Origin of the sequence: Dyadobacter crusticola DSM 16708, from assembly GCF_000701505.1 — a bacterium.
In the GTDB taxonomy this organism is placed as follows: Bacteria; Bacteroidota; Bacteroidia; order Cytophagales; family Spirosomataceae; genus Dyadobacter; species Dyadobacter crusticola.
The window spans coordinates 410382-435585 of sequence record NZ_JNJB01000004.1; the positions used below are offsets into that span (position 1 = coordinate 410382).

General features: G+C 46.4%; 19 protein-coding genes. 11 read left to right on the top strand and 8 right to left on the bottom strand.

The features are described from left to right. Positions 1 to 22: 22 nt before the first annotated feature. Complete coding sequence (leuS, locus tag Q369_RS0105290) at positions 23 to 2923, bottom strand: leucine--tRNA ligase (RefSeq protein ID WP_031526769.1); 2901 nt, start codon at positions 2921 to 2923, stop codon at positions 23 to 25. Positions 2924 to 3211: 288 nt separating this feature from the next. On the opposite strand from leuS, the gene Q369_RS27510 reads away from it, so the two are divergent. The 4 genes from Q369_RS27510 to Q369_RS0105320 all read left to right on the top strand — a co-directional run bounded on the left by Q369_RS27510 (position 3212) and on the right by Q369_RS0105320 (position 8182). Then, a complete protein-coding gene (locus Q369_RS27510) occupies positions 3212 to 3883 on the top strand; it encodes a porin family protein (protein ID WP_051663926.1) in 672 nt (223 codons plus the stop codon). A gap of 178 nt (positions 3884 to 4061) precedes the next feature. Next, the gene (locus Q369_RS0105310; protein WP_031526771.1) at positions 4062 to 5552 is read left to right on the top strand and encodes a helix-turn-helix domain-containing protein; all 1491 of its coding nucleotides are present in this window, start codon (positions 4062 to 4064) and stop codon (positions 5550 to 5552) included. Between the two features lie 160 nt (positions 5553 to 5712). Beyond that, positions 5713 to 6639, top strand: coding sequence for a sterol desaturase family protein (locus tag Q369_RS0105315; protein ID WP_035333018.1), 927 nt, complete (start codon positions 5713 to 5715; stop codon positions 6637 to 6639). 331 nt (positions 6640 to 6970) lie between these two features. Beyond that, positions 6971 to 8182 carry an acyltransferase family protein gene (locus Q369_RS0105320; RefSeq protein ID WP_031526773.1) on the top strand — a complete coding sequence of 404 codons (1212 nt, stop codon included), beginning with the start codon at positions 6971 to 6973 and terminating at the stop codon, positions 8180 to 8182. A 22-nt stretch (positions 8183 to 8204) separates the two neighbouring features. On the opposite strand, the gene Q369_RS0105325 is transcribed toward Q369_RS0105320, so the two are convergent. Then, positions 8205 to 9128: a sugar phosphate isomerase/epimerase family protein gene (locus Q369_RS0105325; RefSeq protein ID WP_031526774.1), complete on the bottom strand. Its 924-nt coding sequence runs from the start codon at positions 9126 to 9128 to the stop codon at positions 8205 to 8207. A gap of 138 nt (positions 9129 to 9266) precedes the next feature. Between Q369_RS0105325 and Q369_RS0105330 the strand changes: the two genes are divergently transcribed. The 5 genes from Q369_RS0105330 to Q369_RS0105350 all read left to right on the top strand — a co-directional run bounded on the left by Q369_RS0105330 (position 9267) and on the right by Q369_RS0105350 (position 17766). Further along, on the top strand, positions 9267 to 10841 hold the full coding sequence (locus Q369_RS0105330; RefSeq protein WP_031526775.1) for an NAD(P)/FAD-dependent oxidoreductase: 1575 nt from the start codon (positions 9267 to 9269) through the stop codon (positions 10839 to 10841). Positions 10842 to 10956: 115 nt separating this feature from the next. After that, positions 10957 to 11613 (top strand): NUDIX hydrolase, encoded by a 657-nt coding sequence (locus Q369_RS0105335; RefSeq protein ID WP_031526776.1) that lies wholly within the window; start codon positions 10957 to 10959, stop codon positions 11611 to 11613. 156 nt (positions 11614 to 11769) lie between these two features. Further along, complete coding sequence (locus tag Q369_RS0105340; protein WP_031526777.1) at positions 11770 to 14550, top strand: DNA gyrase/topoisomerase IV subunit A; 2781 nt, start codon at positions 11770 to 11772, stop codon at positions 14548 to 14550. Positions 14551 to 14561: 11 nt separating this feature from the next. Continuing rightward, complete coding sequence (locus tag Q369_RS0105345; RefSeq protein ID WP_374754342.1) at positions 14562 to 15212, top strand: SanA/YdcF family protein; 651 nt, start codon at positions 14562 to 14564, stop codon at positions 15210 to 15212. After that, positions 15196 to 17766, top strand: a complete 2571-nt coding sequence (locus Q369_RS0105350; RefSeq protein ID WP_084165650.1) for a DUF5686 and carboxypeptidase-like regulatory domain-containing protein — start codon at positions 15196 to 15198, stop codon at positions 17764 to 17766. Before Q369_RS0105345 ends, Q369_RS0105350 begins: the two co-directional genes overlap by 17 nt. A 3-nt stretch (positions 17767 to 17769) precedes the next feature. Here Q369_RS0105350 and Q369_RS0105355 read toward each other — a convergent pair whose 3' ends face one another. Together Q369_RS0105355 and Q369_RS0105360 are read right to left on the bottom strand one after the other, a co-directional pair. Beyond that, positions 17770 to 18741: an ABC transporter ATP-binding protein gene (locus tag Q369_RS0105355; protein WP_031526780.1), complete on the bottom strand. Its 972-nt coding sequence runs from the start codon at positions 18739 to 18741 to the stop codon at positions 17770 to 17772. Then, positions 18741 to 19316 carry a nitroreductase family protein gene (locus Q369_RS0105360; protein ID WP_031526781.1) on the bottom strand — a complete coding sequence of 192 codons (576 nt, stop codon included), beginning with the start codon at positions 19314 to 19316 and terminating at the stop codon, positions 18741 to 18743. Before Q369_RS0105360 ends, Q369_RS0105355 begins: the two co-directional genes overlap by 1 nt. 217 nt (positions 19317 to 19533) lie before the next feature. On the opposite strand from Q369_RS0105360, the gene Q369_RS0105365 reads away from it, so the two are divergent. Further along, on the top strand, positions 19534 to 19854 hold the full coding sequence (locus Q369_RS0105365; RefSeq protein WP_031526782.1) for a heavy metal-binding domain-containing protein: 321 nt from the start codon (positions 19534 to 19536) through the stop codon (positions 19852 to 19854). Positions 19855 to 19866: 12 nt separating this feature from the next. Here Q369_RS0105365 and metF read toward each other — a convergent pair whose 3' ends face one another. Both metF and Q369_RS0105375 read right to left on the bottom strand, forming a co-directional pair. Then, positions 19867 to 20823 (bottom strand): methylenetetrahydrofolate reductase [NAD(P)H], encoded by a 957-nt coding sequence (gene metF, locus Q369_RS0105370; RefSeq protein WP_031526783.1) that lies wholly within the window; start codon positions 20821 to 20823, stop codon positions 19867 to 19869. A 523-nt stretch (positions 20824 to 21346) separates the two neighbouring features. Further along, complete coding sequence (locus Q369_RS0105375) at positions 21347 to 21814, bottom strand: GNAT family N-acetyltransferase (protein WP_310588967.1); 468 nt, start codon at positions 21812 to 21814, stop codon at positions 21347 to 21349. A gap of 101 nt (positions 21815 to 21915) precedes the next feature. Between Q369_RS0105375 and Q369_RS0105380 the strand changes: the two genes are divergently transcribed. Further along, positions 21916 to 22629 (top strand): YebC/PmpR family DNA-binding transcriptional regulator, encoded by a 714-nt coding sequence (locus tag Q369_RS0105380; RefSeq protein ID WP_031526785.1) that lies wholly within the window; start codon positions 21916 to 21918, stop codon positions 22627 to 22629. On the opposite strand, the gene Q369_RS0105385 is transcribed toward Q369_RS0105380, so the two are convergent. Then, on the bottom strand, positions 22626 to 23072 hold the full coding sequence (locus Q369_RS0105385) for a hypothetical protein (RefSeq protein ID WP_031526786.1): 447 nt from the start codon (positions 23070 to 23072) through the stop codon (positions 22626 to 22628). The two genes, Q369_RS0105380 and Q369_RS0105385, sit on opposite strands and share 4 nt — an antisense overlap. Before the next feature lie 79 nt (positions 23073 to 23151). Next, positions 23152 to 24864: a T9SS type A sorting domain-containing protein gene (locus Q369_RS0105390; RefSeq protein ID WP_031526787.1), complete on the bottom strand. Its 1713-nt coding sequence runs from the start codon at positions 24862 to 24864 to the stop codon at positions 23152 to 23154. Positions 24865 to 25204 lie beyond the last annotated feature (340 nt).

Here is a 25204-nt window from a genome sequence, read left to right on the forward strand (position 1 = left end):
TCTTTTTAATTTATTAAGAAAACTATGTCACTACGTTAACAATGCGCTTCGGCACCACGATTACTTTCTTGGCTGGTTTGCCTTCCATCCATTTCTGAACCGTTTCATTCGCCAGTACCTCCTGCTCTACCTCCGCGCTCGGCGTGTCGAGCGGGAACGGAAGCGATATCCGCACTTTTCCATTGATCTGCACAGGATACTCGAATACCGCATCTGTTACGTGCTGCTGCTCCCATTTCGGGAACGCTGCCTTGGAAACACCCCCGGCCTCATTACCCAATGCAGCCCAAAGCTCCTCGGCAATGTGCGGTGCGTAAGGGGATACCAGCACAACCAGTTCCTGCAAAACAGATTTACTCTGACATTTCAGGCTGCTCAGTTCATTTACACAAACCATGAATGCACTTACGCCGGTGTTGAATGAGAAGTTTTCAATATCCTCTTCAATTTTCTTGATGGTCTTGTGAAGGATTTTCAGCTCCTGCGGTTTCGCCGGGATATCTTTCACGAGGAACTGTCCATTGTCATTGTAAAACAACCGCCACAATTTCCTGATAAAGCGGTAAGTACCGTCAATTCCATTCGTATTCCAAGGTTTTGCCTGATCCAGCGGGCCGAGGAACATTTCATAAAGCCGAAGGGTATCCGCTCCGTATTTCTCTACGATATCATCCGGATTAACGACATTAAATTTAGATTTGGACATTTTTTCTACTTCCACGCCGCACACGTATTTGCCATCTTCCAGGATGAAGGTGGCGTTTTCAGCCCCGATATCTGCCCGCGTTGCTTTGAATTTTTCGATGTCCAGTACATCACTCTGCACAATGTTCACATCTACATGCAAAGCCGATACTTCATACTGGTCTTTTAAGCCCGCGCTGACAAAAGTCGGGTTCTTGTGATCATCGCTTTTTACCCGGTACACAAAATTGCTGCGCCCCTGGATCATTCCCTGGTTGATCAGCTTTTTAAATGGCTCTTCCTGTGGTACATACCCTTTATCTTTCAGGAATTTGTTCCAAAAGCGGCTGTACAACAAATGACCAGTCGCGTGCTCGGTGCCGCCCATGTACAAGTCCACATTTTGCCAGTAGTCGATCGCCTCTCTGGAAGCAAATGTAGATTCATTCTTAGGATCCATATACCGGTACCAGTACCAGCTGCTGCCCGCCCAGCCCGGCATTGTGCTCAGTTCATAAGCATTACCCGAAGCGTGCATCCAGCCTTGCGCACGGCCCAGCGGCGGCTCTCCTGACTCGGTAGGCAGGTATTTGTCAACATCCGGCAAATTCAGCGGCAGTTCGCTTTCTTCCATCAGGTAAGGTAATGGTGTTCCGTCGCTGCTATTTTTGTAAAAAACAGGCACCGGTTCTCCCCAGTAACGCTGGCGGCTGAAAACCGCATCACGCAATCTGTAATTGATCTTTCCTTTACCTAAACCTTTTTCCTCCAACCATTGGATCAGCACTTTATTAGCTTCGTGGAATGTGAGGCCGTTGATAATTCCTGAATTGATGTATTTACCTTCCTTTGTATTATCTGCCTGCGTTTCGATGTCTTTCTGAGCGTCAAGGATCGGCACGATCGGCAGGTCAAAATGCTTTGCAAAGTTCCAGTCGCGCTGGTCGCCTGATGGTACCGCCATCACTGCGCCGGTTCCATATCCTGCCAAAACGTAGTCGGCAATGTAAACGGGTACCTTTTCGCCATTGAACGGATTGATCACGTAAGCGCCGGTAAATGCACCCGACACTGTTTTCACATCCGACATCCTGTCCCGCTCCGACTTCTTCTGGGTCATCGCAATGTAAGCATCAATATCCGCCCGCTGCTCAGGAGTTGTAATCTGGTCCACCAGCTCATGCTCCGGCGCAATCACCATAAAAGTCACCCCGTAAATGGTGTCAACTCTCGTGGTGAAAACTTCGATGTAAGGGGAGGAAAGGGACGAAGGGGAGGAAAGGGACGAAGGATTTTTTTTCCCTTCTTCCGTTCCTCCATCCTCCCTTTCCTCCATCCTCCCTTTACTCCCCTTGTCAAACAACTCAAACCGGACCAGGGCTCCGACCGATCTTCCGATCCAGTTGCGTTGCTGCTCTTTCAATGAGTCTGTCCAGTCTACTGTATCCAGACCGTCCAGCAGGCGCTGTGAGTAGGCTGTGATTCGCATCATCCATTGACGCATTAATTTCTGGATCACCGGAAATCCGCCGCGCTCCGAGACGCCGTCTTTCACTTCGTCATTGGACAATACAGATCCCAGTCCCGGACACCAGTTTACGGTTGCGTCAGCCACATAGGTGAGTCTGTACTTCAATGTCATTTTATATTGCTCCTCTTCCGACCACGCATTCCATTCTGCCGCGGTAAATGAGGGGGTGTCTTCGTCGCAAGGCGCATTAACATTACGGTTTCCTGACTGGCTAAACTGCTCCGTCAAGGTATCAATCGATTCAGCACGGTCCGTATCGTTGTTGTACCAGCTGTTAAAAAGTTCGCGGAAGATCCATTGTGTCCATTTATAATAGGACGGATCGGAAGTACGCACTTCGCGGCTCCAATCGTAGCTCAATCCCAGGTTTCTCAGCTGCTCAATGTAGCGGGCGATGTTCTGCTCGGTAGTAATGGCGGGATGCTGCCCGGTTTGGATCGCGTATTGTTCCGCCGGCAAGCCAAAGCTATCAAATCCCATTGGGTGCAGTACATTAAAGCCTTTCAGGCGCTTGTAGCGCGAGTAAATATCAGAAGCGATATACCCCAGCGGGTGACCCACGTGCAAGCCTGCGCCCGATGGGTACGGAAACATATCGAGCACATAAAACTTAGGCTGCTCCGAGTTATTAAAAACCTTGTAGGTTTCATTGGCCTGCCAGTATTGCTGCCACTTTTGTTCTATTTCCCTATGGCTGTATTCACTCATATTGATTGATTTAAATGCATTCCAAAGCTCCCGTCGATCCAGCTCAGAGAATGCTTTCCTTAAAGGAAGGTGACTTATTTAAACTGATTTCTGATCAAACCGCAAAAATAGGCTTTTTGCTTGTATTCACTTTGCTAATTCCTGCATTAACCTCCTAAAAAGAGCCGCCGCAGCTTTCATTTGGGGAATCTGCTTCCCAAAAAAAGCGGAGATCTACCTCTGACAACCGGGCACAGGTTTTTACAGAAAAACAGTGTTCATCATTATAAACTAAAATCTCAACATACAATGAAAAACATGTTTATTGTGCTGTGTGCACTCTGCATAAGCTACTCGGCTTCGGCCCAATACGACCCGGCTTTCCGCTTCGGGATCAAGGCAGGAGCGAATCTCTCGAATATCAATGGAAGCAACGATCTTTCGCTCAACTCTGGCGGGAATGCATTTAGTTTCAGAGATAATGATAACCGCTCTCTCGGCTTTGCAGGTGGTGTATTTTTCCGGTTCGGTAAAAATGTCTATATCCAGCCGGAATTCCTTTTGTCGCAAAAAGGAGGAAGATTTAATGTGTACGAAGATGGCGTGCAGAATTCTGACGGAAAAGTAGATGTACGTTTCTCTAACCTGGATGTACCTGTATTATTCGGTGTGCGGATCGCGAAATTTTTCAGGATCAATGTGGGTCCGATGGCTTCGTTAAGACTGAACAGCAATGGAAAATTGGGCGACTCTTTTGACGATGTTACCGGCAGCAACTCGGATGCGGAATTCAAAAACCGTCTTGCTTACGGGTACCAGGCTGGTGTAGGCTTTGACTTCGGTCGCCTGAGCCTGGATGTTCGCTACGAAGGAAACTTCACTGAAGTAGTGAATATCAATTTCAACAACAGCACTACTGCGTCACAGTTTGGCAAAAAAGGCAATTTGTTCCAGGCAACACTGGGCTTCGCTATTTTGTAAGACAAACGGCAAATTTAATTTGCAGGAAACGGGATCTGTCAACGATGGATCCCGTTTTTTCTTTATACAAAATGCGGTGCGAATGCAATACGTAGTCCGGGATTTCTACTTTTGTGTTTCTTTAATTAAATTGCCTGAAAGCAAAACCCTTTTATTCGGGCCTTTTTTATCCAAAATAGTGGCGATAAATACAGATAATGTCAGGTTGGTTTTTGGATTGAAGCTGAAACAGCTGCGGCTAGATAAAGGCATGTCGCTCAGCGAGCTATCATCAAAATCCGGGCTCTCCATTTCTTATATCAATGAAATTGAGAAAGGAAAAAAGTATCCGAAATCAGATAAGATACTGGCACTTGCACGCGCCATTGATGTGGATTACGATACGCTCGTCTCGCTCAAACTGAGCAAAAGACTGGAACCGATCTCCGATTTGCTCAGCTCCAATATCCTGACCGAGCTCCCGCTCGAACTCTTCGGGATAGATCCTGCAAACCTGCTCGAAATCCTGTCCGACGCGCCGATGAAGATCAGTGCCTTTGTAGGTACGCTGATCGAGATCGCGCGGAATTATAATATGTCGATTGAGAAGTTCTATTTCTCTGCATTGCGGACCTACCAGGAGATGCACGACAACTATTTTGAAGATATTGAAATAGAAGCAGAGCGATTTCTGGAAGCTTATAATGTAGCGCCTGAGAAACTACTAAGTGAAAACGATCTCGCCGAGATACTGACTACCCGCTTCAACTACACCATTGAAACGATCAATGAGCGCATTAATCCCGAGTTTTCCACAGTGAGGTCACTGACGATCACCAATCCACTCGGAAACCGGTTGCTGATGAATGTGCATTTATCTTCCGTTCAGCGCGCATTTATTTACGGGCGGGAAATCGGGTACCTGACGCTCGGACTGAAAAACAGGCTGCATACTACTGCATTGGTTGAAGCGGAATCTTTTGAACAGCTGCTCAACAATTTTAAAGCATCCTACTTCGCAAGCGCAATCATTATCAAGCGGAACTTGCTTGTACCTGCGATTACCCGTTTTTTTGAACAAAAAACCTGGCAGCCCGACCAATTGATCCAGCTGATACAGGATTTTAATACAACGCCTGAATCATTCTGCTACCGGCTGAGCAATGTACTGCCCAGATACTTTGGCATTAACCAGATCTTCTTCTCGCGCTTCAACAATTTCGTGGGCCAGAATGTGTTTGATATGACCAAGGAAATGCATATTTCCAGGAAACACTACCCGCATACGGTCCGCGACGAGCATTACTGCCGGCGGTGGGTTGCACTCACGATCCTGAATGATTTAGCTGATAGTATCAGCAGCAAAGAGCCTCCGCGGGTGCTTTGCAAAGCGCAGAAATCCACCTACGTCGACACGCAGGACGAATACCTGGTGATCAGTTTCGCACAGCCGATGTCGCCCACGCCCAACCTGAATGTAAGTGTTTCAATGGGCATTTACCTCGATGCGCAAACGCGGGAAAAGCTCGCATTTCTCGACGATCCGAACCTGCATTCCCGGGAAGTAAACCAAACGTGTGAAAGATGCTCGCTTTTTGACTGTCGCGAGCGCATTGCCGCCCCGATCATTCTTCAAAAAAAGCACAAGAATGAGGCGCTCAGAAAGGCGCTAAAGAAGATAATCCCATAAATAAGTCGCAGTTTGAAATTTTTCGTAGGGGATTGTTCCCGCTGGAATGTCTGACAAACGGGACGATCTTGGAGTGAGATTAAAAATTCCTTAAAAAATGGCAAGGTAAAATCTACAAGTCCCTGTTAAACTATATTTGTAATTATTTGGACAAAACGCTATGCCCGGCACTTATGACTTTGAGGATTTTCTGTTAAAAGTCTCCACTCCGTTCTATCTGCTTTTAATTGGCTTAGAGATTTTTCTGACGTACCGGCATTCCCAGCACGAGCAACCTTCCCGACCGGCTTACACTTTCAAAGACAGCTTTACCAATGCGATTCTGATGCTCCTGAACGGCGGCATTGATTTACTTTTCCGAGCCGTTTATGTGGGCGTATTGATGTGGTTTTACAACCGCGCATTGTTCTCTGGCATAGAAAATCCCTATCTATACTGGATTTCGCTCTTCCTGCTGGAAGACCTCGCTTTTTACACTTTACATTACGTAGATCACCATTGCAGGCTTTTTTGGGCAGTACATGTTACACACCATTCTTCCCAGCATTTCAACCTGACTACGGGTTTCCGGTCTTCGGTTTTTCAGCCGCTCTATCGCTTTATCTATTTCGTGCCGCTTGCCATTTTCGGCTTTGATCCGGCGGATATCATCGTGATGTATTCACTTACGCAGATTTACGGGATCATTGTTCACACCGAGTATGTCAAAAAACTGGGCTGGCTGGAATATATCCTGGTAACGCCTTCCCACCACCGCGTGCACCACGCGAGCAATGTTCAGTACCTGGACAAAAATATGGGAATGTGCCTGATCATCTGGGATCGCATTTTTGGTACTTTCCAAGAGGAGCTACCCGAAGTGCCACCGAAGTACGGCCTGACCAAATCTGCCGCAAAAGAGAATATTACAGCCACCATTTTTCACGAGTGGAGAGAGATAGGAAACGATTTGATGCTGCCGGTAGGGCTGCCTGTCAAGCTGAAATACCTGCTGAAATCCCCAGGCTGGTCGCACGACGGATCTAGGGAGACAAGTAAGGAGCTGCAAAGGAAAGTACTTGACTTGGGGGCAGACACAACTATTTGAATGCGCTATTAATGCCGTGCGACAGGCTATTCTCTTGGTATTTAAAAATTTAGGAATCTCTCCTCCCCTTTCTGCTTGACTCACGTATTGCCTTCCAAGTACTGCTCGGTGAATAGCATGCTGATTACATTGAAAAGTTGCCTTACATATCAAAGTCAGCTTGAATTCGTCTTGTGACAACTTCCAACTTACCATTAAATAACTACATCAAATCGCTGGAAGGGTGCGTTGCTGTTCTGTGGTAAATAAATGCTTACTTACAGGTTCTCTCTATTAATGCTCAATAAAAGGATCAAATGAATACAAAATTTTTATTAAAGAACCAGATTCCATGCAAGTAAACCGAGTTCAATTCCTGGATGGATTCAGGTTTATCTTATCGTTATGGGTAGTACTGGCTCATTTTTACACCCTCGTTGGTGGTGTCATGTTCATTCCACTTCCTCGAATACTTCAGAGCTTCAATCACCCTATTATAGCTGTTTATGGATTTATGGTGATTACAGGTTTTTTGATGACTTATAACTATATGAGTCGCGAACATAAAGAGCCAGTTAATCATCAATCCACCTTTTTTAAGTTTTGGCTAAGGAGGCTTTTCAGACTTTACCCGGTTTATATTTTATTGCTTACAATAGCTTTTATTAGTTTTACTAATATCGCCAAGGTAAATGAAGAGAATTTAATATTTTTTACAGGAAGTAACGTGTCTCAGTGGGGATTTGTCAGATCGGTAACTCAACCGGGTATACCGGATTTCATTTCTCACATCTTGCTTGTCCATGGGCTTTTCCCTAGTTTCCATGACAGCATCCTAGGTGTAACTTGGAGCCTTTCCCTGGAAATGCAATTCTATTTTCTATTTCCTTTCATCTTCCTTTTTACTTTTGCGAATAGATCTTTGCATCAGAAAAAACTAGTCCTCTTCCTATTGCTTTGTACATTTTTGGCGATTCTTTCTCCAAAGGTCTTCGACTTCCTCACCAAATACTTTTCTCTTCCTAAGTTCAAGCTCCCCTCGATATTAACTTACACCATGCCCCTGTTCTTGTTTGGTATGATTTCAGCAGGCGTAAGACTAAAAAAAATTAGCTCCATCTACCTGATTATCGCGATCATTGTACTGTTATCATTTCAAGCATTTCTTACTAATCTTATCCTTAGCATCTTCCTGCTATTTCTGTTCCTGGACAAATTAGAACATATTATTCCTGGATTTATGTTTAGGATCATTTCTTCGGCCAGATCTCTTATGTCGGAAAAACTGGCTGGATATGGAGCAGACATATCTTACTCGCTTTATCTCATTCACACATTGCTCATCGGATATATTTTACAATTCACTATAACCATTTTTGATGATCAATCTGTTTCCAAGCCTACAATCGCACTCGTCGCTTTGGCCTTAACTCTTATCATCTGTTTCACAATTTGTTATTTGATTTACCTGTTCATCGAAAAACCTTTTATTAAGCTGGGACGGAGCATGGTGGACAAGATAGTTGATGACAGGAAGGCAACTGCACCGTCCTTGGTCGAATAAAACCAACAAGTAAATGGCGTTCCTATATACCAAATACCTTCTGCGCCTCAACCATATCCACTTTATGCGCTTCAGCTGCATTCATGGTTTTGGGCGATGCTTTTTCCAGGCATTGTTCCAGTACCAAATGCGGCTTGATACCTTGTGCGTTGAGCTCGCGAACCAGGCGCGGATAGTCAATATCTCCTTCCCCGAAAGTCTCCTGCCAAATCCCATCCTTCGACTGCCGGATGTGCAGCTCCACAATGCGCTTTCCATATAGTTTAACCACATCGAACAATGCAACCTGTGAGTTACCCGAGCCCCTGTAAACCCAATGTACATCCAGACAAAGCGACACATTTTCAGGCTCCGTAGCTAGTAGCATGTGGTGGAATTCGCGTGCTGCTGCGCGTAGTTCCACATCGTGTGTGTGGTAAGCGAGTGTCATTCCCTTTTTCCTGAGTTCGGCCCCGAGCTTGTTCAGGTTTCCCGCCTGTTCCTTCAACTGCTCGTCTGATTTATTCTCACTACTCCCCCATTTGATCGGGTTTGGATTGGTAACCACGATTTTGGTACCTGCCGGTTTCAATGCATCTGCAACTGCGAGAACGGACTCAATGGAGCTTGCTGCTTCTTTGGCTTCGTGTAATGAAGTATTTACATAAACCGACGGCATCTCCAATTTGTATTTTTTCAAAAGCGGCAGCAGCCTGCCTACTTCATCTGCGTTGTTAAACGCTGGCTCGTACGCTTTCAGGCCGGTCGAAGCAAAGTCGGCGAGAGAAGCGTCCGGGTTAGCCGACCAATCTTTTCCATCTCTTGCGTAGAATGTAATCCAGGAGTATTGATTGCACGACAATGGAAATCGGTTCGCCGCTTGCTGCTCACCCGATGCAGGAATAGCGGCAAGTACGACCGGAATGCCGGTTAAAGATGCTAAAAACTGACGCCGGTTAGTGTCCATCTTAGTAGTTGTTATAGCTGATTTAGCTATCAAAGTAGCTGACTTTGCATAGTTACCCGGCATTCAGATTCACGTTTTCGAACGGTTCAGTTAAAGAAATTTTTAACTTTGTACCATTAAAGGATAAATCCCTTTCAAATGCATCAGACACTTCAATTAACGCTTGCGCCGGAAGTGGCGCTTGACGAAGAACAGCTTCGTCTCCATATTATCAAAAAGCTCAGGCTGCGCGATTCTGACCAGCCCATAATTCGCAAAACACGCCAGTCTATCGACGCTCGCAGCAGGCAGGTGAAGGTTAATGTGCAGGCCGAGGTTTATGTAAATGAGCTGCCACCCTCACTGATCACCACGCAATTTCAATACAAAGACGTGTCAACGCGCCCACAGGCATTGATTGTGGGCTGCGGCCCGGCTGGGATGTTTGCTGCATTACGGTTGATCGAGTTGGGCATCAAGCCTGTCATCTTTGAGCGGGGTAAAGATGTACGTGCGCGCCGGCGTGATCTGGCAGCGATCAATAAAGAACATATTGTTAATCCTGAGTCCAATTACTGTTTCGGTGAAGGCGGTGCGGGTACTTACTCCGATGGGAAACTATACACCCGCTCCAACAAGCGCGGGGATATCCGCCGCATTCTCGAAATATTTGTTCAGCATGGCGCAAATGAGCAGATACTGGTGGATACACATCCCCATATTGGCACAAACAAATTACCTGTGGTCGTTTCTGAATTGCGGGAAAGCATTCTGAAAGCAGGTGGAGAGATACACTTTAATACCAAGGTGACAGACTTCATTGTGTCAGAGGGGGAATTAAAGGGGGTCATCACCGACGACCATACAGAACACATAGGGATCGGTGTAATCCTTGCAACCGGGCACTCCGCAAGGGATATTTACAATTTGCTGCATTCGAAACAAATCCTGATCGAAAGTAAATCGTTTGCAATGGGCGTGCGCATTGAGCATCCTCAGAATACGATTGACAAAATCCAGTATCACTGCGCAACCGATCGGGGCGCCTACCTGCCTGCTGCATCTTACAGCCTGGTTACACAAACGCATTATAAGGGCGTTCAGCGCGGTGCGTTCTCCTTTTGCATGTGTCCGGGTGGCTTTATCGTACCGGCTGCGACGGCGACTGGCGAAGTGGTTGTAAATGGAATGTCGCCTTCCAAGCGTGATTCTCCGTTTGCAAATTCTGGCATGGTGGTCTCCGTGGAAGAAGCAGATCTTGCTCCCTTCAAAGCTCACGGGCCGCTGGCGGGATTGCAGTACCAGATTGAAATGGAGCAGCGTGCCTGCGCGCTGGCGGGAGCCACCCAAACTGCCCCGGCACAGCTTGCAACGGATTTTGTAAAGCAAAGAATATCGTCCCAACTGCGTGAAACCTCGTATCAACCAGGTTTGCAATCAGTTGATTTATATGATATATTACCTGAAAACATTGCATTTCCGCTCAAAGAAGCGCTGGAAGATTTTGGACGGAAAATGCGCGGTTACCTTTCACCAGATGCGCAGCTGATCGGAGTCGAAAGTAGGACTTCTTCGCCGGTCCGCATTCCGAGAGAACGGGAAAGCTGCGAACATCCGGAAGTAAAAGGGTTGTTTCCTTGCGGTGAAGGCGCTGGTTACGCCGGCGGCATTATGTCAGCAGCAATGGACGGCGAACGTTGCGCGGAGCAGCTGGCAAAGTTGCGATTGCGGTAAAAATGTCCGAGATTGATAATTGCTATATTGTGAAATACCCTCACATAACAAAGAATTACATTATGCCAAGATCTAGTTAAAAGAGCCTAATTTACTTTGACACCAAACTGCCCCGATGGCCACACTGGAATCGTTTTCGTTATTTACTGAACAGTTAACCCAAAAACTCAAATACCCGCTTCCTGGCGAAACGGCTCACCAGGTTATGCAAGCCTCTTCCAGGTTGCGCCTTTCCTTCAAACCGAATGCACGTACCCGCAAAAGCGCAGTCCTCATTCTGTTTTATCCCCATAAAAACGAGATTTTCTTTCCCCTAATTCTGCGGCCCGCTTACGACGGCGTACACTCAGGACAGGTGGCGTTTCCCGGCGGCCGGTACGAGCTCGCCGACAAAGACCTGGTGCGGACTGCATTGCGGGAAGCCCAGGAGGAAATTGGCTTGCGGCTTAACGATGTGCGGATACTTGGCATTTTGACGGAGCTCTTTATCCCGGCCAGTAACTTCTACGTTTTGCCGGTGATCGCCGCGATGCCCTATCGCCCCGACTTCTACCCCGATCCGCGCGAGGTGGAAGATATATTCGAGATCAAACTGGAAGAAATTTCGGATGTCAACATCATCGGATCCAGTGATATTCAAGTACGTGGCGAACAGGTACATGCTCCGCACTATATGGTACAGGGGTACAAAATCTGGGGTGCTACTGCGATGATGATCAGCGAGCTGCTTACTGTGCTGAATGCGCAGGAACCCGGTACAGCAGACCGATAGTTATCGCTTTATTTGCTATATTAGCAGTTAATTCAAGCCAATTTTACGGTAATCTTCGTCCTGTTCCGCTCACTGGCGGCAGCACGGTCCTTCAACGAAGTCGCTTGATTTAAACCTTACAGTACTGATAGTTAAAACCTGGTTCCTCCTTTATTTATGGACGAAAACGGAGCTACGCCTGACGTAGCAGATAGCGGATTGCATGATAAATTGCCCATTTCGGGTTTGTATGAAAACTGGTTTCTGGATTATGCCTCTTATGTAATTCTTGAGCGTGCCGTACCTGCGGTCGAAGACGGTCTAAAACCCGTTCAGCGACGCATTATGCATGCGCTCAATGAAATGGACGACGGGCGCTTTAATAAGGTGGCAAATGTGGTGGGCTCCTCGATGCAGTACCACCCGCACGGCGACGCTTCGATCTACGATGCGATCGTAAACATTGGCCAGAAAGAATTGCTGTTTGATACCCAGGGAAACTGGGGAGATATACGTACCGGAGACAGTGCCGCAGCAGCGCGGTACATTGAAGTAAGGCTTTCCAGGTTTGCCAAAGAAATTGTTTTTAATGATGAAACAACCGAGTGGCAGCTCTCGTACGACGGTCGGAAAAGAGAACCGGTTACACTTCCTGTCAAATTTCCATTGCTGCTTTCTCTCGGCGTTGAGGGGATTGCGGTAGGTCTTTCAACCAAAATACTCCCGCATAACTTCTGTGAGCTCATCGAAGCTTCTATTGCTGTTTTGCAGGGAAAAGAAGTAACTATATATCCGGACTTCCTCACCGGCGGGCAGATCGACGTCTCCAATTACAACGACGGGCACCGAGGCGGCAAAGTACGTGTACGTGCCAGGATTGAAGAGGAGGACAAGAAAATGCTCGTGATCCGTGATATTCCATTCGGTACCACGACAACTTCACTGATCGACTCGATTGTAAAAGCAAATGACGGCGGGAAGATCAAGATCAAGAAAGTAGTAGATAACACGGCGGCTGACGTAGAAATACAGGTGCACCTCGCGCCGGGCGTTTCGCCGGATATTACGATGGATGCATTGTATGCTTTCACCGAGTGTGAAGTGTCCATTTCTCCAAATGCATGTATCATCATTGCCGATAAGCCTCACTTTGTGGGTGTTACGGAAATCTTAAAATACAATACACAGCAAACTGTTCACCTGCTTCAACGTGAGCTGGAAATAAAGCGGCTTGCGCTTCTTGAAAAAATACTTTACGGATCGCTGGAAAAAATCTTCATCGAAAACCGCATTTACCGCGATATAGAGGAATGCGAGACTTTTGAAGATGTAATCAGGACGATTGACAGGGGACTTGAACCATTCAAACCACAATTCTACCGCGAGATCACGGACGATGATGTCGTCGCATTAACAGAGATCCGGATCAAGCGGATTTCAAAATACGACGGTTTCAAAGCCGATGAGCTGATGCGTAAATGGGAGGAGGATCTGGCCGAAACAGAAGATAACCTCGCCAATATTACCCGATTCGCGATCGACTATTTCCGTGATCTGTTGAAACAATACGGGAAAGGAAGAGGCCGCAAAACTGAAATACGCGCGTTCAACCAGATTTCAGCCAATATTGTCGCAGCTAACAACCAGAAGCTTTATGTAAACCGCGCCGAGGGTTTTATCGGATATGGGTTGAAAAAAGATGAATTCGTAATGGATTGTTCGGATATAGACGACATTATCGTGTTCAAAGCGGACGGTAAATGCCTTGTGACGAAAATCCAGGAAAAGGTTTTTGTAGGAAAAGATATTATTCATTGCGCCGTTTTTCTTAAAAATGATGAAAGAAAGGTGTACAACCTGGTTTATCTCGATGGAAAAACGGGGGTTTCGTACATCAAACGATGCCAGATCACGGCCGTGACGCGCGACCGTGAGTACGATCTGACACAGGGTACGCCCAAATCCAAGATCACCTACTTCACCGCCAATGACAATGGAGAGGCAGAGATCATTTCTGTCAGCCTGACTGCTCAGAGCAAGGCAAAGGTCAAGCAGTTTGACTTCAACTTTGCCGAGTTACTGATCAAAAACCGGAGCGCAATGGGAAATATTCTGACCAAATATCCGGTCAGGAAGATTGTCATGAAGCAGGCGGGACGCTCGACACTTGGCGGTGTGGATATGTGGTTTGACCCAACGATCGGCCGCCTCAATCGTGACGAAAGAGGAGAATACCTGGGTAACTTCGGTCCTTCCGACAGCATTCTCGTGATTTATAAAGACGGATCCTACGAGCTAACGAATTTTGACCTAACAAACCATTACGTACCGAACGAAGTCCTGCTTGTCAAGAAATTCGATCCCTCGATAGCGATTACTGCTATCTATTTTGACGGAGGTCAAAAACAGCACTTTATCAAGCGTTTTAACATTGAGACTTCTTCACTGGATAAAAAATTCGTTTTTATCAGTGATGCCAAAAACAGCAAGCTGCTGCTCGCAAGCACCGACAAGCGCCCGAGACTTGAAATTATTTACCCAAAAACAGCTCAGAAAGAACAAACCAGTGTTGAGTATCTGATCGAGGAAATGGTAGAAGTACGCGGCTGGCGTGCAATGGGTACGAAGCTGCCAAACGACAAATTCAAGGATATTCACTGGCTTTCGCCATTGCCCGATCCAGTGAACGAACCGGAGCCGCAGGAGGACACGGAGGTAATTACAGACCTGGAAGATGAACAAGTACCGGTCGCTGACGAAACTGAAAGCAGCGCCCCACCCGAAAATACAGCTAACTTAGCTGAGCAACCGGAAGAGGAACTACCGAAAGAGCAGGAAGAACCGGTTAATGCGCAGGAAGAGCCGCCTGCAGAGGAAAAAGAAGAAAATAGCCCGAAAGTGAAAAAAGCAGGTAAAAAGAGCCCGGACCCTAAAAAGCAACTTGGTCTTTTTGAATAAACAAAGCTGAGGTGAAAAAAGCAATAAAGATCATATTAGCCCTACTATTCGCTTGCATGGTTTTCATCTTGCTTTGTAACTTCTGGGTGGTATATTGTACAAGGCAATATAACTACTTTTCCATTGAGAATCTACCTTCCAATGACGTGGCACTGGTGCTGGGCACGAGCTCGAAGTCGGAAAAAGGGAAAGATAATTTGTTTTTCAAATACCGGATGGAAGCCACGGCAAGGCTTTTTAAGGAGGGAAAAATCAAGTATATAATTTTAAGTGGAAATAATGATTCCCAGTACTATAACGAGCCGCTCGATATGCAGAAAGCGCTCCTTAACCTGGGTATTCCCGAGAATGTGATGACGCTGGATTATGCCGGTTTCAGGACTTTCGACTCCATAGTCCGGTGCAAGAAAGTTTTTAACCAGGATAATTTCACGATCATTTCTCAAAATTTCCATAATGCAAGAGCATTGTATATTGCTCACAATGAAGGAATTGATGCAATATCTTTTGCTGCACAGGATGTTCCCGACGGCTACTCAATGCGTACGCTGGTCAGGGAGTACCTTGCAAGGCCCAAAGCAGTGCTGGATGTACATATCCTGCGGCCGCCGGCAGATGTAACCTCCAATAAAGAAATCAGGAAAAATGAGAAACCGAAATGAGGGAAAATGTACTGCGGGCGTGTCGGTTAGGCTAAAAAGGTTTCTCAGCATTTTACTTTACTTAATTTGCATTGTAGTTGTTACTTCTACCGGGGTATTATCGCAAACTACCCACGTGATAAAAGGCCGGGTTACCGACGCAAGTACGGGAGACCCGATTCCATTCGCCAATATTGCTATCAAAGCGAGCTTATACGGCACCACAACTAATTTCGACGGTTTTTACCAGCTAAATTACAATCCCCCGGCAGATTCGATCAGCGTCACTTATGTGGGTTATGACAATAGAAGCAAGGCTATAAATGCCGCTCTGACCGAGCAGGTGATTGATGTCCAGCTCGCGCCGGGATCATTGCAGCTCAGGGAAGTGAAGATATTTGCAGGTGAGAACCCCGCGTGGGCTGTGCTGAGGAAAATAGTCGCCAACAAACGAGTCAACAATCCGGATCATCTCGGCGCTTACGAGTACGAGAGCTACAATAAAATCCAGATTGATATTGACAACCTGTCGGAGCGTTTCAGGAACCGGAAGCCGGTGAAAAAAATGACCCATATCGTCGACCAGTTTGATGAGGTGAAAGGTGAAAATGGCGAAACGATCATCCCGATCTTTATTTCCGAATCTGTGTCCAATGTCTTTTACCGCAGAGACCCGAAGAAGAAAAAAGAGGTAATCAACAAGACCAAAATATCCGGCGTGGGGCTTACGGACGGCAGCCTGACCTCCCAGCTGATCGGTTCTTCGTTTCAGCAATACAATTTTTATAACAACTGGCTGAACATCCTTGAAAAGGATTTCGTATCGCCTGTGAGCGACAACTGGAAGCTTTACTACGAATACTTCCTGGCTGACAGTGTGTACAATGGAGCCAGCTACGATTACCACATTGAATTTGAGCCGCGACAAGAACAGGATCTTGCATTTACAGGATCTTTCTGGGTCGACGGAGGCACATTTGCATTGACCCAAATGGACGTGACCGTCAGTAAACGGGCGAATATCAATTTCATTGAAAAGATCAAAATCCAGCAATCCTATGAGCTGGTAGAAGACGAAAACAAGTATGTACCGCTGAAAACAAGGGTTTTGATCGATGTAGACGAACCTACGAAGCAGACTGCGGGTATGCTGCTGAAATTCTATTCTGCAAACTCGAAGTTCAGGATCAATGCGCCGCGGGACGCCAAGTTTTATGACACAGCAATAGAATTAAAGGAGGATTACATGGAGCACGACTCGACTTTCTGGATCAAAAGCCGGCCGGAAGCATTGAGTCCCACCGAAAGACTTACCTTCCAGCTTGTGGATTCGCTTCGGGTACTGCCTGTTGTGAAAACCTATACCGAGATCCTCAACATCTTTGTAAATGGTTATAAAAAGATTGACAAATGGAACATCGACATCGGACCTTATCTTTTTCTATATGCAAATAACAAGGTAGAAGGCCATCGTTTTCGATTAGGTTTCAGAACTGATCCCGGATTCAGTCGCAAATGGATTTTCAGCGGATACGGCGCGTACGGAACCCGCGACAATGCATTCAAATACGGTGCCGGAATGGACTATATCATTGATCGCAAGCCGTGGACAATGGCAGGTATCTCCTATTCCAAAGACTTGGAGCGGCTCGGTATCTCTGCCGAGACGATCGGGCCGAACACCCTCTTTGGCGCATTCTCACGTTTCGGCGCTTTCCGGAGAGCTTACTGGCAACAGGATATTTCGGCGTATTTTAAAAGGGAGGTTGTAAAAGGATTGACAAGTAGTGTCCAGATCCGGCATCGCACTTTTGATCCGTTGTTTCCATTTACATATAAAACAAACCCCGAAGCAGGTATCGACTCTCCTACCAAAAGTTCGTTCGATATTACTGAAATCAACTTCGAAAGCAGGCTGGCCAGCAAGGAAACCTTTTTGCAGAACGATAACGAGCGGATCAGCATGGGAAATGGGAACTCTCCTGCATTTACATTCCGCTATACACTTGGTGTCAAAAATTTGCTGGGCGGCGATTTCAATTATAACAAACTCTCATTCAACGTAAAACAAAGCTTCCGTACCGGCGTGATCGGTCGCACTTACTACAATGTGACGTTCGGTTTAATCCCTTCCACACTGCCTTATCCACTGCTATATACCCCGCTGGGTAACGAGTCGCTCTTCTATGTCGACAATGCATTTAATATGATGCGCTATTTTGAATTTATCAGCGACAGGTATGTTTCACTTCGGATGGAGCACAATTTTGAGGGATTTCTGCTCAATCGTATCCCTGCGATCAAGAAGCTGAAATGGAGAATGCTGGCGACGGGCAAGCTGTTTTACGGAAGTATCAGCGACGCCAATTTGTCACTCACCACAACTACCGACGAGACTGGTCACGAAATCCAGACATTCAGCAAGCTGAAAGACCGGCCTTATGTGGAGCTGGGTTACGGGATTGACAATATCCTGAAAACCGGCCGCATTGATTTTGTGCACCGCCTTACCTATCTCAACAACCCGAACGTACAGCCATTTGCGGTGAAAATTTCGTTCTGGTTCAGCCTATAAAACTTAGATACTGCCCAGATCTTTGGCGGCGTAAGTGAGGAAGACCTCCTGGCCAATCTCAATATTTGCCTTATTTCTGTAAAATGAGAGCTGCTCAGTCCCATTTGTACAGCGAATTTCCCAGTAGTTTCCGTGAAAGCGGATGGTTTCAACTTTCCCTTTCCACTTGCTTTTTTCAGGGTATCTGGTTGGTTTGATCTTTTCGGGTCTGATAAAGTAGCGCTTTTCTCCGCTGCCGAGCCAGTTAATTCCACCAGTCAGTTCGGCAACATAACTATTTGCAGGCCGGTTGTAAACTTCTTCGGGCGTACCGATCTGCACGATTTCCCCATTGCGTAAAACCGCAATCCTGTCTGACCACGCGAGTGCATCGGAAGATTCGTGGGTAACAAAAATGCAGCTGGTTTTCTGCTCGTTTCGCATCTGTTCAATTGCATTGCCGAGTACCCTGCGATTGTGATTATCGAGGTGAGCGAAAGGTTCGTCGAGCAACAGTACTTCCGGCTGTTCGGCCAGCGCTTTGGCAATGGCAGTACGCTGTTTTTCGCCGCCGGAAAGCAGCTTGGCCTTTTGACTTTTTACATAATCGAGGCCAGCTACTTTAAGCAGCTCCCGCACACGCTCAATGCGATAGGCGGAATCGTAAAACCGGAGTGAGTAGGAAATATTTTCTTCGACAGTCTGATTAGGGAAAAGCTCAAATTCCTGGTGGATCAGCCGGATAGACTCGTGCCCGGGGATCAGCTCGCCCCGGACGGGCTTTAATTCTTCCCCATTAAAAATGATCTTACCCTGATCTGCATCCAAGAATCTGCCGAAAATGCGCAGGAGCGTGCTCTTTCCGGAGCCGCTCTCGCCCAAAATCGCCAGCCACTCTCCCGCCCTCAGTTCCAGGCTGACATTTGAAAGTACAGGCTGGTTACTAAATTGCTTCGAAACCTGATCGGCGCGGAGAACTGTCTTGTTTTTCGTCATTATTCTGCCCAGGTAACCTTGCTTTCAATAGGCGTGCGCCGCGCCGGTGTTTCGGGTGCATCGTGGTAACCCATGAAAAACAGTCCGAGACATTTTTGATTTTCAGGAAGTCCCAGGAACTCACTGAGCTCCTTCAAAACGCCCGGGCTGCTCCAATAGGAGCCAAGACCGTAAGCTGTGGCCGTGAGCCACATGTTTTGTACCGCGCAGGCCGTTGCAGCAACTTCTTCCCATTCCGGCAGCTTTTCAGGATGCAGTTCTGCATTGATCACAATCACACATCCCGACTTCAATACTTTTTCGCCAGCTGCATCATAGCGCGCCTGCGAGTATGCTTCCGGTGGAGTGATTGTTCTGTATCGTTCCGAAAAGAAACCGGCCAGCTTATTCAGGCTTGCACCTTTGAAAACGATAAACCGCCAGGGTTCGGTAAGCTTGTGCGTGGGGGCATAATTGGCATTTTCCAGGATGTTTTTGATGATCTCATCCGGGATCTCTTTCTCGATATAACTTGGTGGGAAAATGCTGCGTCGTGTACTGATAATTGTATTGATCGTCTGAATAGACTGTTCCATAACTACTTTTTTAATCTGAAAAATTCAAAAACAAAGCTAACCATTTCTCGCTCGCTGGCGGGAACAATGGTGGTTTTTAGCAGACAAAATTGGGGCTTATAACTAAAAATTACCGGCGTAGCATGCTACTTTGCCGCTAAACAATTATTTTTCGCCCTGCCTTACCCAAAGACCTAACTTCATCGCCGCAATTACACCGAACCAAAACCTGACTTATATGCTTGTTACTACCACCCCGAACATTGAAGGTAAAAAGATCATTAAATACATCGGCCTTGTAAATGGGGAGGCCATTATTGGTGCCAATTTCTTCAAAGACTTTCTTGCAAATGTACGTGATGTGGTAGGCGGCCGCTCGGGTTCTTACGAGCAAGGCTTGCGGGAAGCGAAAAGCATCGCGATCCGCGAAATGATGGACCAGGCGCAAAGGCTTGGAGCCAATGCGGTGATCGGAGTGGATATTGATCTTGAAACAATTGGCAGCGGCAGCACAATGCTGATGGTGAGCGCCAACGGAACTGCGGTTTATTTTGAATAACAGGTGCTCTTTTCAGAACACCTGTCTCGCTATCTGTGCTACATTGTCTGACTTACCCATTGTATAAAAATGGAGAACCGGCACGCCGTAAGCCATTAATTCCTTGCATTGCTGTGTTCCCCATTCGATACCAACCTGGCGAACTTCCTTGTCAGTCGCGCACTTTTCAACTTCATTCACAAGATCTTTCGGAAATTCGAGGTGGAAGATTTGTGCGAGTACGCTTAGCTGCTTGCGCGTGGCCAGGGGTTTCAGACCCGGGATAATGGGAACCGTGATACCTTCTGCGCGGCATCTTTCGACAAAGCGGAAGTACTTCTCATTATCAAAAAACATCTGGGTCACGATATAATCAGCGCCCAGTTCTACTTTCTTGCGGAGGTGCTCATAATCGGCATCGATGCTTGCCGCGTCAAAATGCATTTCAGGATAGCCCGCCACGCCAATGCAAAAATTAGTAGGTGACATTTCCGTTTCCGCATTCAGCAGAATCCCATTATTCATGTTATGAACCTGTGCTACCAGTTCAGAGGCGTAAGTATGTCCGCCTGTTTTCGGCTGGAATACCCCGGCTGACTTTTCAGGATCTCCTCTGAGTACAAGTACATTGTCGATTCCTAGGTAATGCAGGTCAATGAGAACATCCTCGGTTTCATCTTTGGTAAAACCGCCGCAGATCACGTGCGGTACCGCATCTACATGAAAACGCTCCATTAACCTGGCGCAAATACCTACGGTACCCGGCCGTTTTCTGATTGGTATCCGCTCGATCGTTCCATCTGTCCTGACGCGGTCGATCAGTTCTTCACGGTGATATGTCACGTCCACAAATGGAGGCTTAAACTCCATCAGCGGCTCTATCGAATTCAGTAATTCATTGATATTCTGACCTTTCAGCGGCGGGATAATCTCGATGGAAAACAGCGTTTTGCCGTTTGCCTGCTGAATGAAATCTGTTACTTTGGTCATGAAAAAAAGTGGCGTGTTCTGATGATGCTACAAATGAACACGATTTGAAAATGCGAACCAATTAGTGAGTACAAAAAAATGGCCTACCGCATTACAGTAGGCCATTCCACGTAAACCCTCCTCTATCAGTGTTCGTCAAAAATGTTATTGGGTTTCTGACGGGCGTCAGTCCCACAGCAACAATTTGCTTGACTGAATACTAATAACTAAAATTCTGTGCCAAATTATTAAACATTACGGGAATGACCAATTTATATCAAAGTTTTTTTTCAAAACTTGTAGTTAAAGTACTACATTTTAGCTGAATATTGCATTCAAGGAGAAGATTCAAAAAAAGCCCGAATTGCGCCTATGTTTCGAAATTCAGCAAATCCGGGAATTCGTTCCCCAGTACTCTACAATAGTTCTAGTGTATTCCGATTTGCCTGCTATTTTGGATTAGTTTACCTGTAAGATCAGCACTATTTACATTCAGACCGGGTCACTTTGACCGAGTCATTCGGACCGAGTCATTCAGACCGAGTCATTCAGACCGAGTCATCTCAATGTGTTCGATTTCGTCTTCGAGATAGATATTGCCGGACTGACGGAAACCGAAGGATTCGTAAAATCTTTTAAGGTACAGTTGCGCCCCGATGCGGATTGTGCTTTTTCCGTAAAGCATTTCGAGTTTTTCAATGGACACATTCAGCAGCTCCACACCTGCTCCAATTCCACGGGCCTCACGGGCGACCGCGATTCTTCCAATAGAAGGATATGTATAGGATAAACCAGCCGGAACTATCCTGGAAACCGCCACGAGCTTACCTTCGCGATAACCCAGCAAATGGTGGCATTTTTGGTCTTTATTATCAAGATCCTGAAAACAGCATTTTTGCTCAACAATAAAAACTTCGTTTCTCAGACGCAGCAACTGGTAAACTGCTTCATTTGTAAGTGTTTCAAAGGTTTGGAACTGCCAGTCGAGTAGCATAGGATTATTAATGGTCACGATAAAATATATATTTGCCTGATCTGTTCGTCTTTTTAAATTTGCTGCAAAATTGATCACCTTAGCATCAATAAAAAACTTAACAATTAATATTAACAAGCATGGGAAGGGCTTTTGAATATAGAAAGGCTAGAATGTTTAAGCGTTGGGACAAGATGGCCAAGACTTTCACGAGGATTGGTAAAGAGATTGTCCTCGCGGTGAAAAGCGGAACTGCGGATCCCGCCACCAATGCGAAGCTACGTGTTCTTTTACAAAATGCCAGGGCAGCCAACATGCCGAAGGATACCATCGAGCGGGCGATCAAAAGGGCGACTTCCAAAGATCAGGAAGACTATAAGGAAATGGTTTACGAGGGCTATGGGCCGCACGGGGTTGCTATTTTGGTGGAAAGTACTACCGACAACCCTACGCGTACTGTCGCGAACGTGAGAAGCTATTTCAACAAGCTCGGCGGCAGCCTGGGCACTTCGGGTATGCTCGACTTTATTTTCGACCGGAAATGTATTTTCAAGATTAAAAACAACGGAAAAGATCTGGAAGAACTTGAATTCGAATTGATTGACTTAGGGGGAGAAGAGGTTTTTCTGGATGAAGAAAGCGGGTTGATCAACATTTATGGTGAATTCGCCGCATTTGGTGCATTGCAACATTACTTCGAAGAAAACGGCTACGAAATCGTAGAAGCCGACTTCGAGCGCATTCCGAATGATACCAAGACATTAAGTGAAGAAGAGGCCGCGGAAGTGGAAAAATTGATTGAAAAGATCGAAGACGACGACGATGTTCAGCGCGTTTACCACAATATGGCTTAATGCAGACTGATTATTTCCTGCTGCTTTTTCATAAATTCAAACTTGCTCCCGACTTCTTTCCCAAGTAGAGAAGCACCTACCGGAGAGGATGAAGAGACTGCCAAAACGGTCTCTTCATTTATTTTTACGGCGCCCAGGCTCACTGCTACGAAGAACCATCCGGCGGTAGTATTCAGCAAAGTACCCACTGCAACACGCTGACTTACCTCATGTGCATTTACTCGCTCCAAGATCAACCTTTCGAGCCGCGTTTGCTCGTACTGTCGCGCGTGCATGTTGCGGTCCAGCTGGCCCATTGAACGTGAGGTCTCGTATTTGTCACCGACTGAGCTTTTACCCTGATCGTTCGCAGATTGCTGGGCGGCTTCCATTGCATTCCACGATATCAGCAGCTTTTCGTCGAGTATTTCTTTGAGCTTTTCTAAAACGTTTGCTTTGTCCATAAAAAAATAAAGGTTACCAAAATGGTAACCCTATTAAAACTACACTTGATGGTAAAGTTAAGCGTTGGACAACTTCAAATTACATTTTCGTGATTTTCTTCCGGACAGACTGGCCGCCGTTTGTTTTAATCTCAACAATGTAAGCGCCTTTGCCCAAGGCGGAAATATCTAGCTGGCTTGTTTTTTCTTTTTGTATCAAAAGTTTTCCGCTCAGATCGAAAAGGTTCAGGTTATCTACTGTTGCGCCGTTATTCAGCACCACTTCCACAAAATGCTGGGCGGGGTTAGGATATACAAAATCGTTCTCGCGCGCAATTGCATTCTTAACCGCCACAATGCGGGATAATGCTGCCGTTCCGTCATAATCAACCTGATTGAGGCGATAGTAAGTCAGCTGGTCTGTCGGCTGCTCGTCGGTGTAAGTATAAGTGTTACTTACCCGGCTGTCGCCCAAACCTTTTACCTGGCCGATTACCTCAAAGTTGACCGCATCACGGCTTTTCTGGATTTCAAAATAATCATTGTTCTCTTCCGAAGATGTTACCCAGGTGAGATGGTTTTTACCGTCAGCCGCCTTTTGTCCGGCAAAGCTTACCAGGTTGACAGGCAATGGCGGGCCAGGCAGCGGCGGCGCGCTGGCCATCAGAGATCTTGCATTACCTAGTAGATTTGTCTCGGGATTGGTAATTGCGTCACGCCACAGCTCAGCAGCCCTGCGCTGGCCTTCTTCATTGAAATGCAGCCCGTCGTAACGTCCCGACTCTCCGATCTGGTTGAGATCGGCCCCGCGGAAAACATCATGGATATCATTGATCAATGCATTCTGCGCATCCGTTTTTTCCTGATTTACACCATTAGAATAGCAGGAAGTGGCGATCATCCAGGGGAGATTATCGTAGTTAGCCTCGCTCCTGGATTTCTCGATAACCATTTTATTGCGGAAATAAAATCCCGCGCCGGTTGTATCACCATCGTTCACACCGTGTGCAGAAAGTACCGCGCGCAAGCCCGTGCGGGGCATATAGGTCGTAATAGTATTCCTGATATTGACATAAGGCATTCTGATACTGTACTTGATGAATCCGTGGTCGAAGTCGATGTTATAAGCTGCCTTGTACAAATGGCCCATGTTACTTCCGCCAAAAGCCGCACTGTAAAAGAGGACAGGCACATTGAGTGAGCTTACCAGCAAATCGCCCAACTGTGTCCAGAACCAGGGATATTCCGCCATCGGAGCAATCCCGCAATTAAGACAGAACTGCACTGGGGCAAGTGGCGGCATATCGGCAGGACTGCCGGATTCGAGATATTTGTTGTAAAGCTCGGCGTTTGCATTTGGATCAATGGTATTAACAAGGTCGCTGCTGGCGGGCTTCATAGCGCTCTCCGCTTTTGCTGCATTGGAATGCCCCACAATCAGGAATACCTCCCCTATCCCGACTTTTTCTACAATGGTCGTATTACCGAGCTGTTCGCCATTCCGCATGGTCCTCACTTCTAGATCAAACCTGCCGCCCCTTGCATTGAGTGAGCCTGAAAATACATAGCCGGAAGGATCCGTTACAATGGTAGTCCAATCGACGCCCGATCCGGGCTCACCGTCCCTTGTCTTCAATCTGGCCTGAATCTGATCCGGATTGTTGAGGTAAGTACCATTAATAAACACGGTAGCGTTACCCGCTTCGTTACGCTGATACACCATCCGGGACGGTGGAAAAGTTACATTAACCTGTCCGTAGAGTGCTGATGAAGCCAGTAGTAAGTTGATGAAAGTAAAAAATTTCAAGTGCATATATGTAACATTTAGGTGAAAAAACGACACTAATGAACACACCTGTCTCACGAATTGGCAAAATGCCAAAACTGAAAAGACCGACTTTTTTATACCATCAAGTAATTAGTTGATTTTCAAAATGCAAGGAGGAGATCGATGGAACTGCCAGAAGAAAATTGACGAATTCCTTTGTAACAAAAATACCAATTCCTATGATAATTCAACTATTGGACACAAAATAATTCTATGAAATTTCCAGCACTTGCATTGCCTTGCAAGCGGGCGCTTGCCAGCCGTTCTGCCTCCTATTTGGACATCATTTTTTCTCAATGCCAGCTTACTTATTATCTTTGCGAAA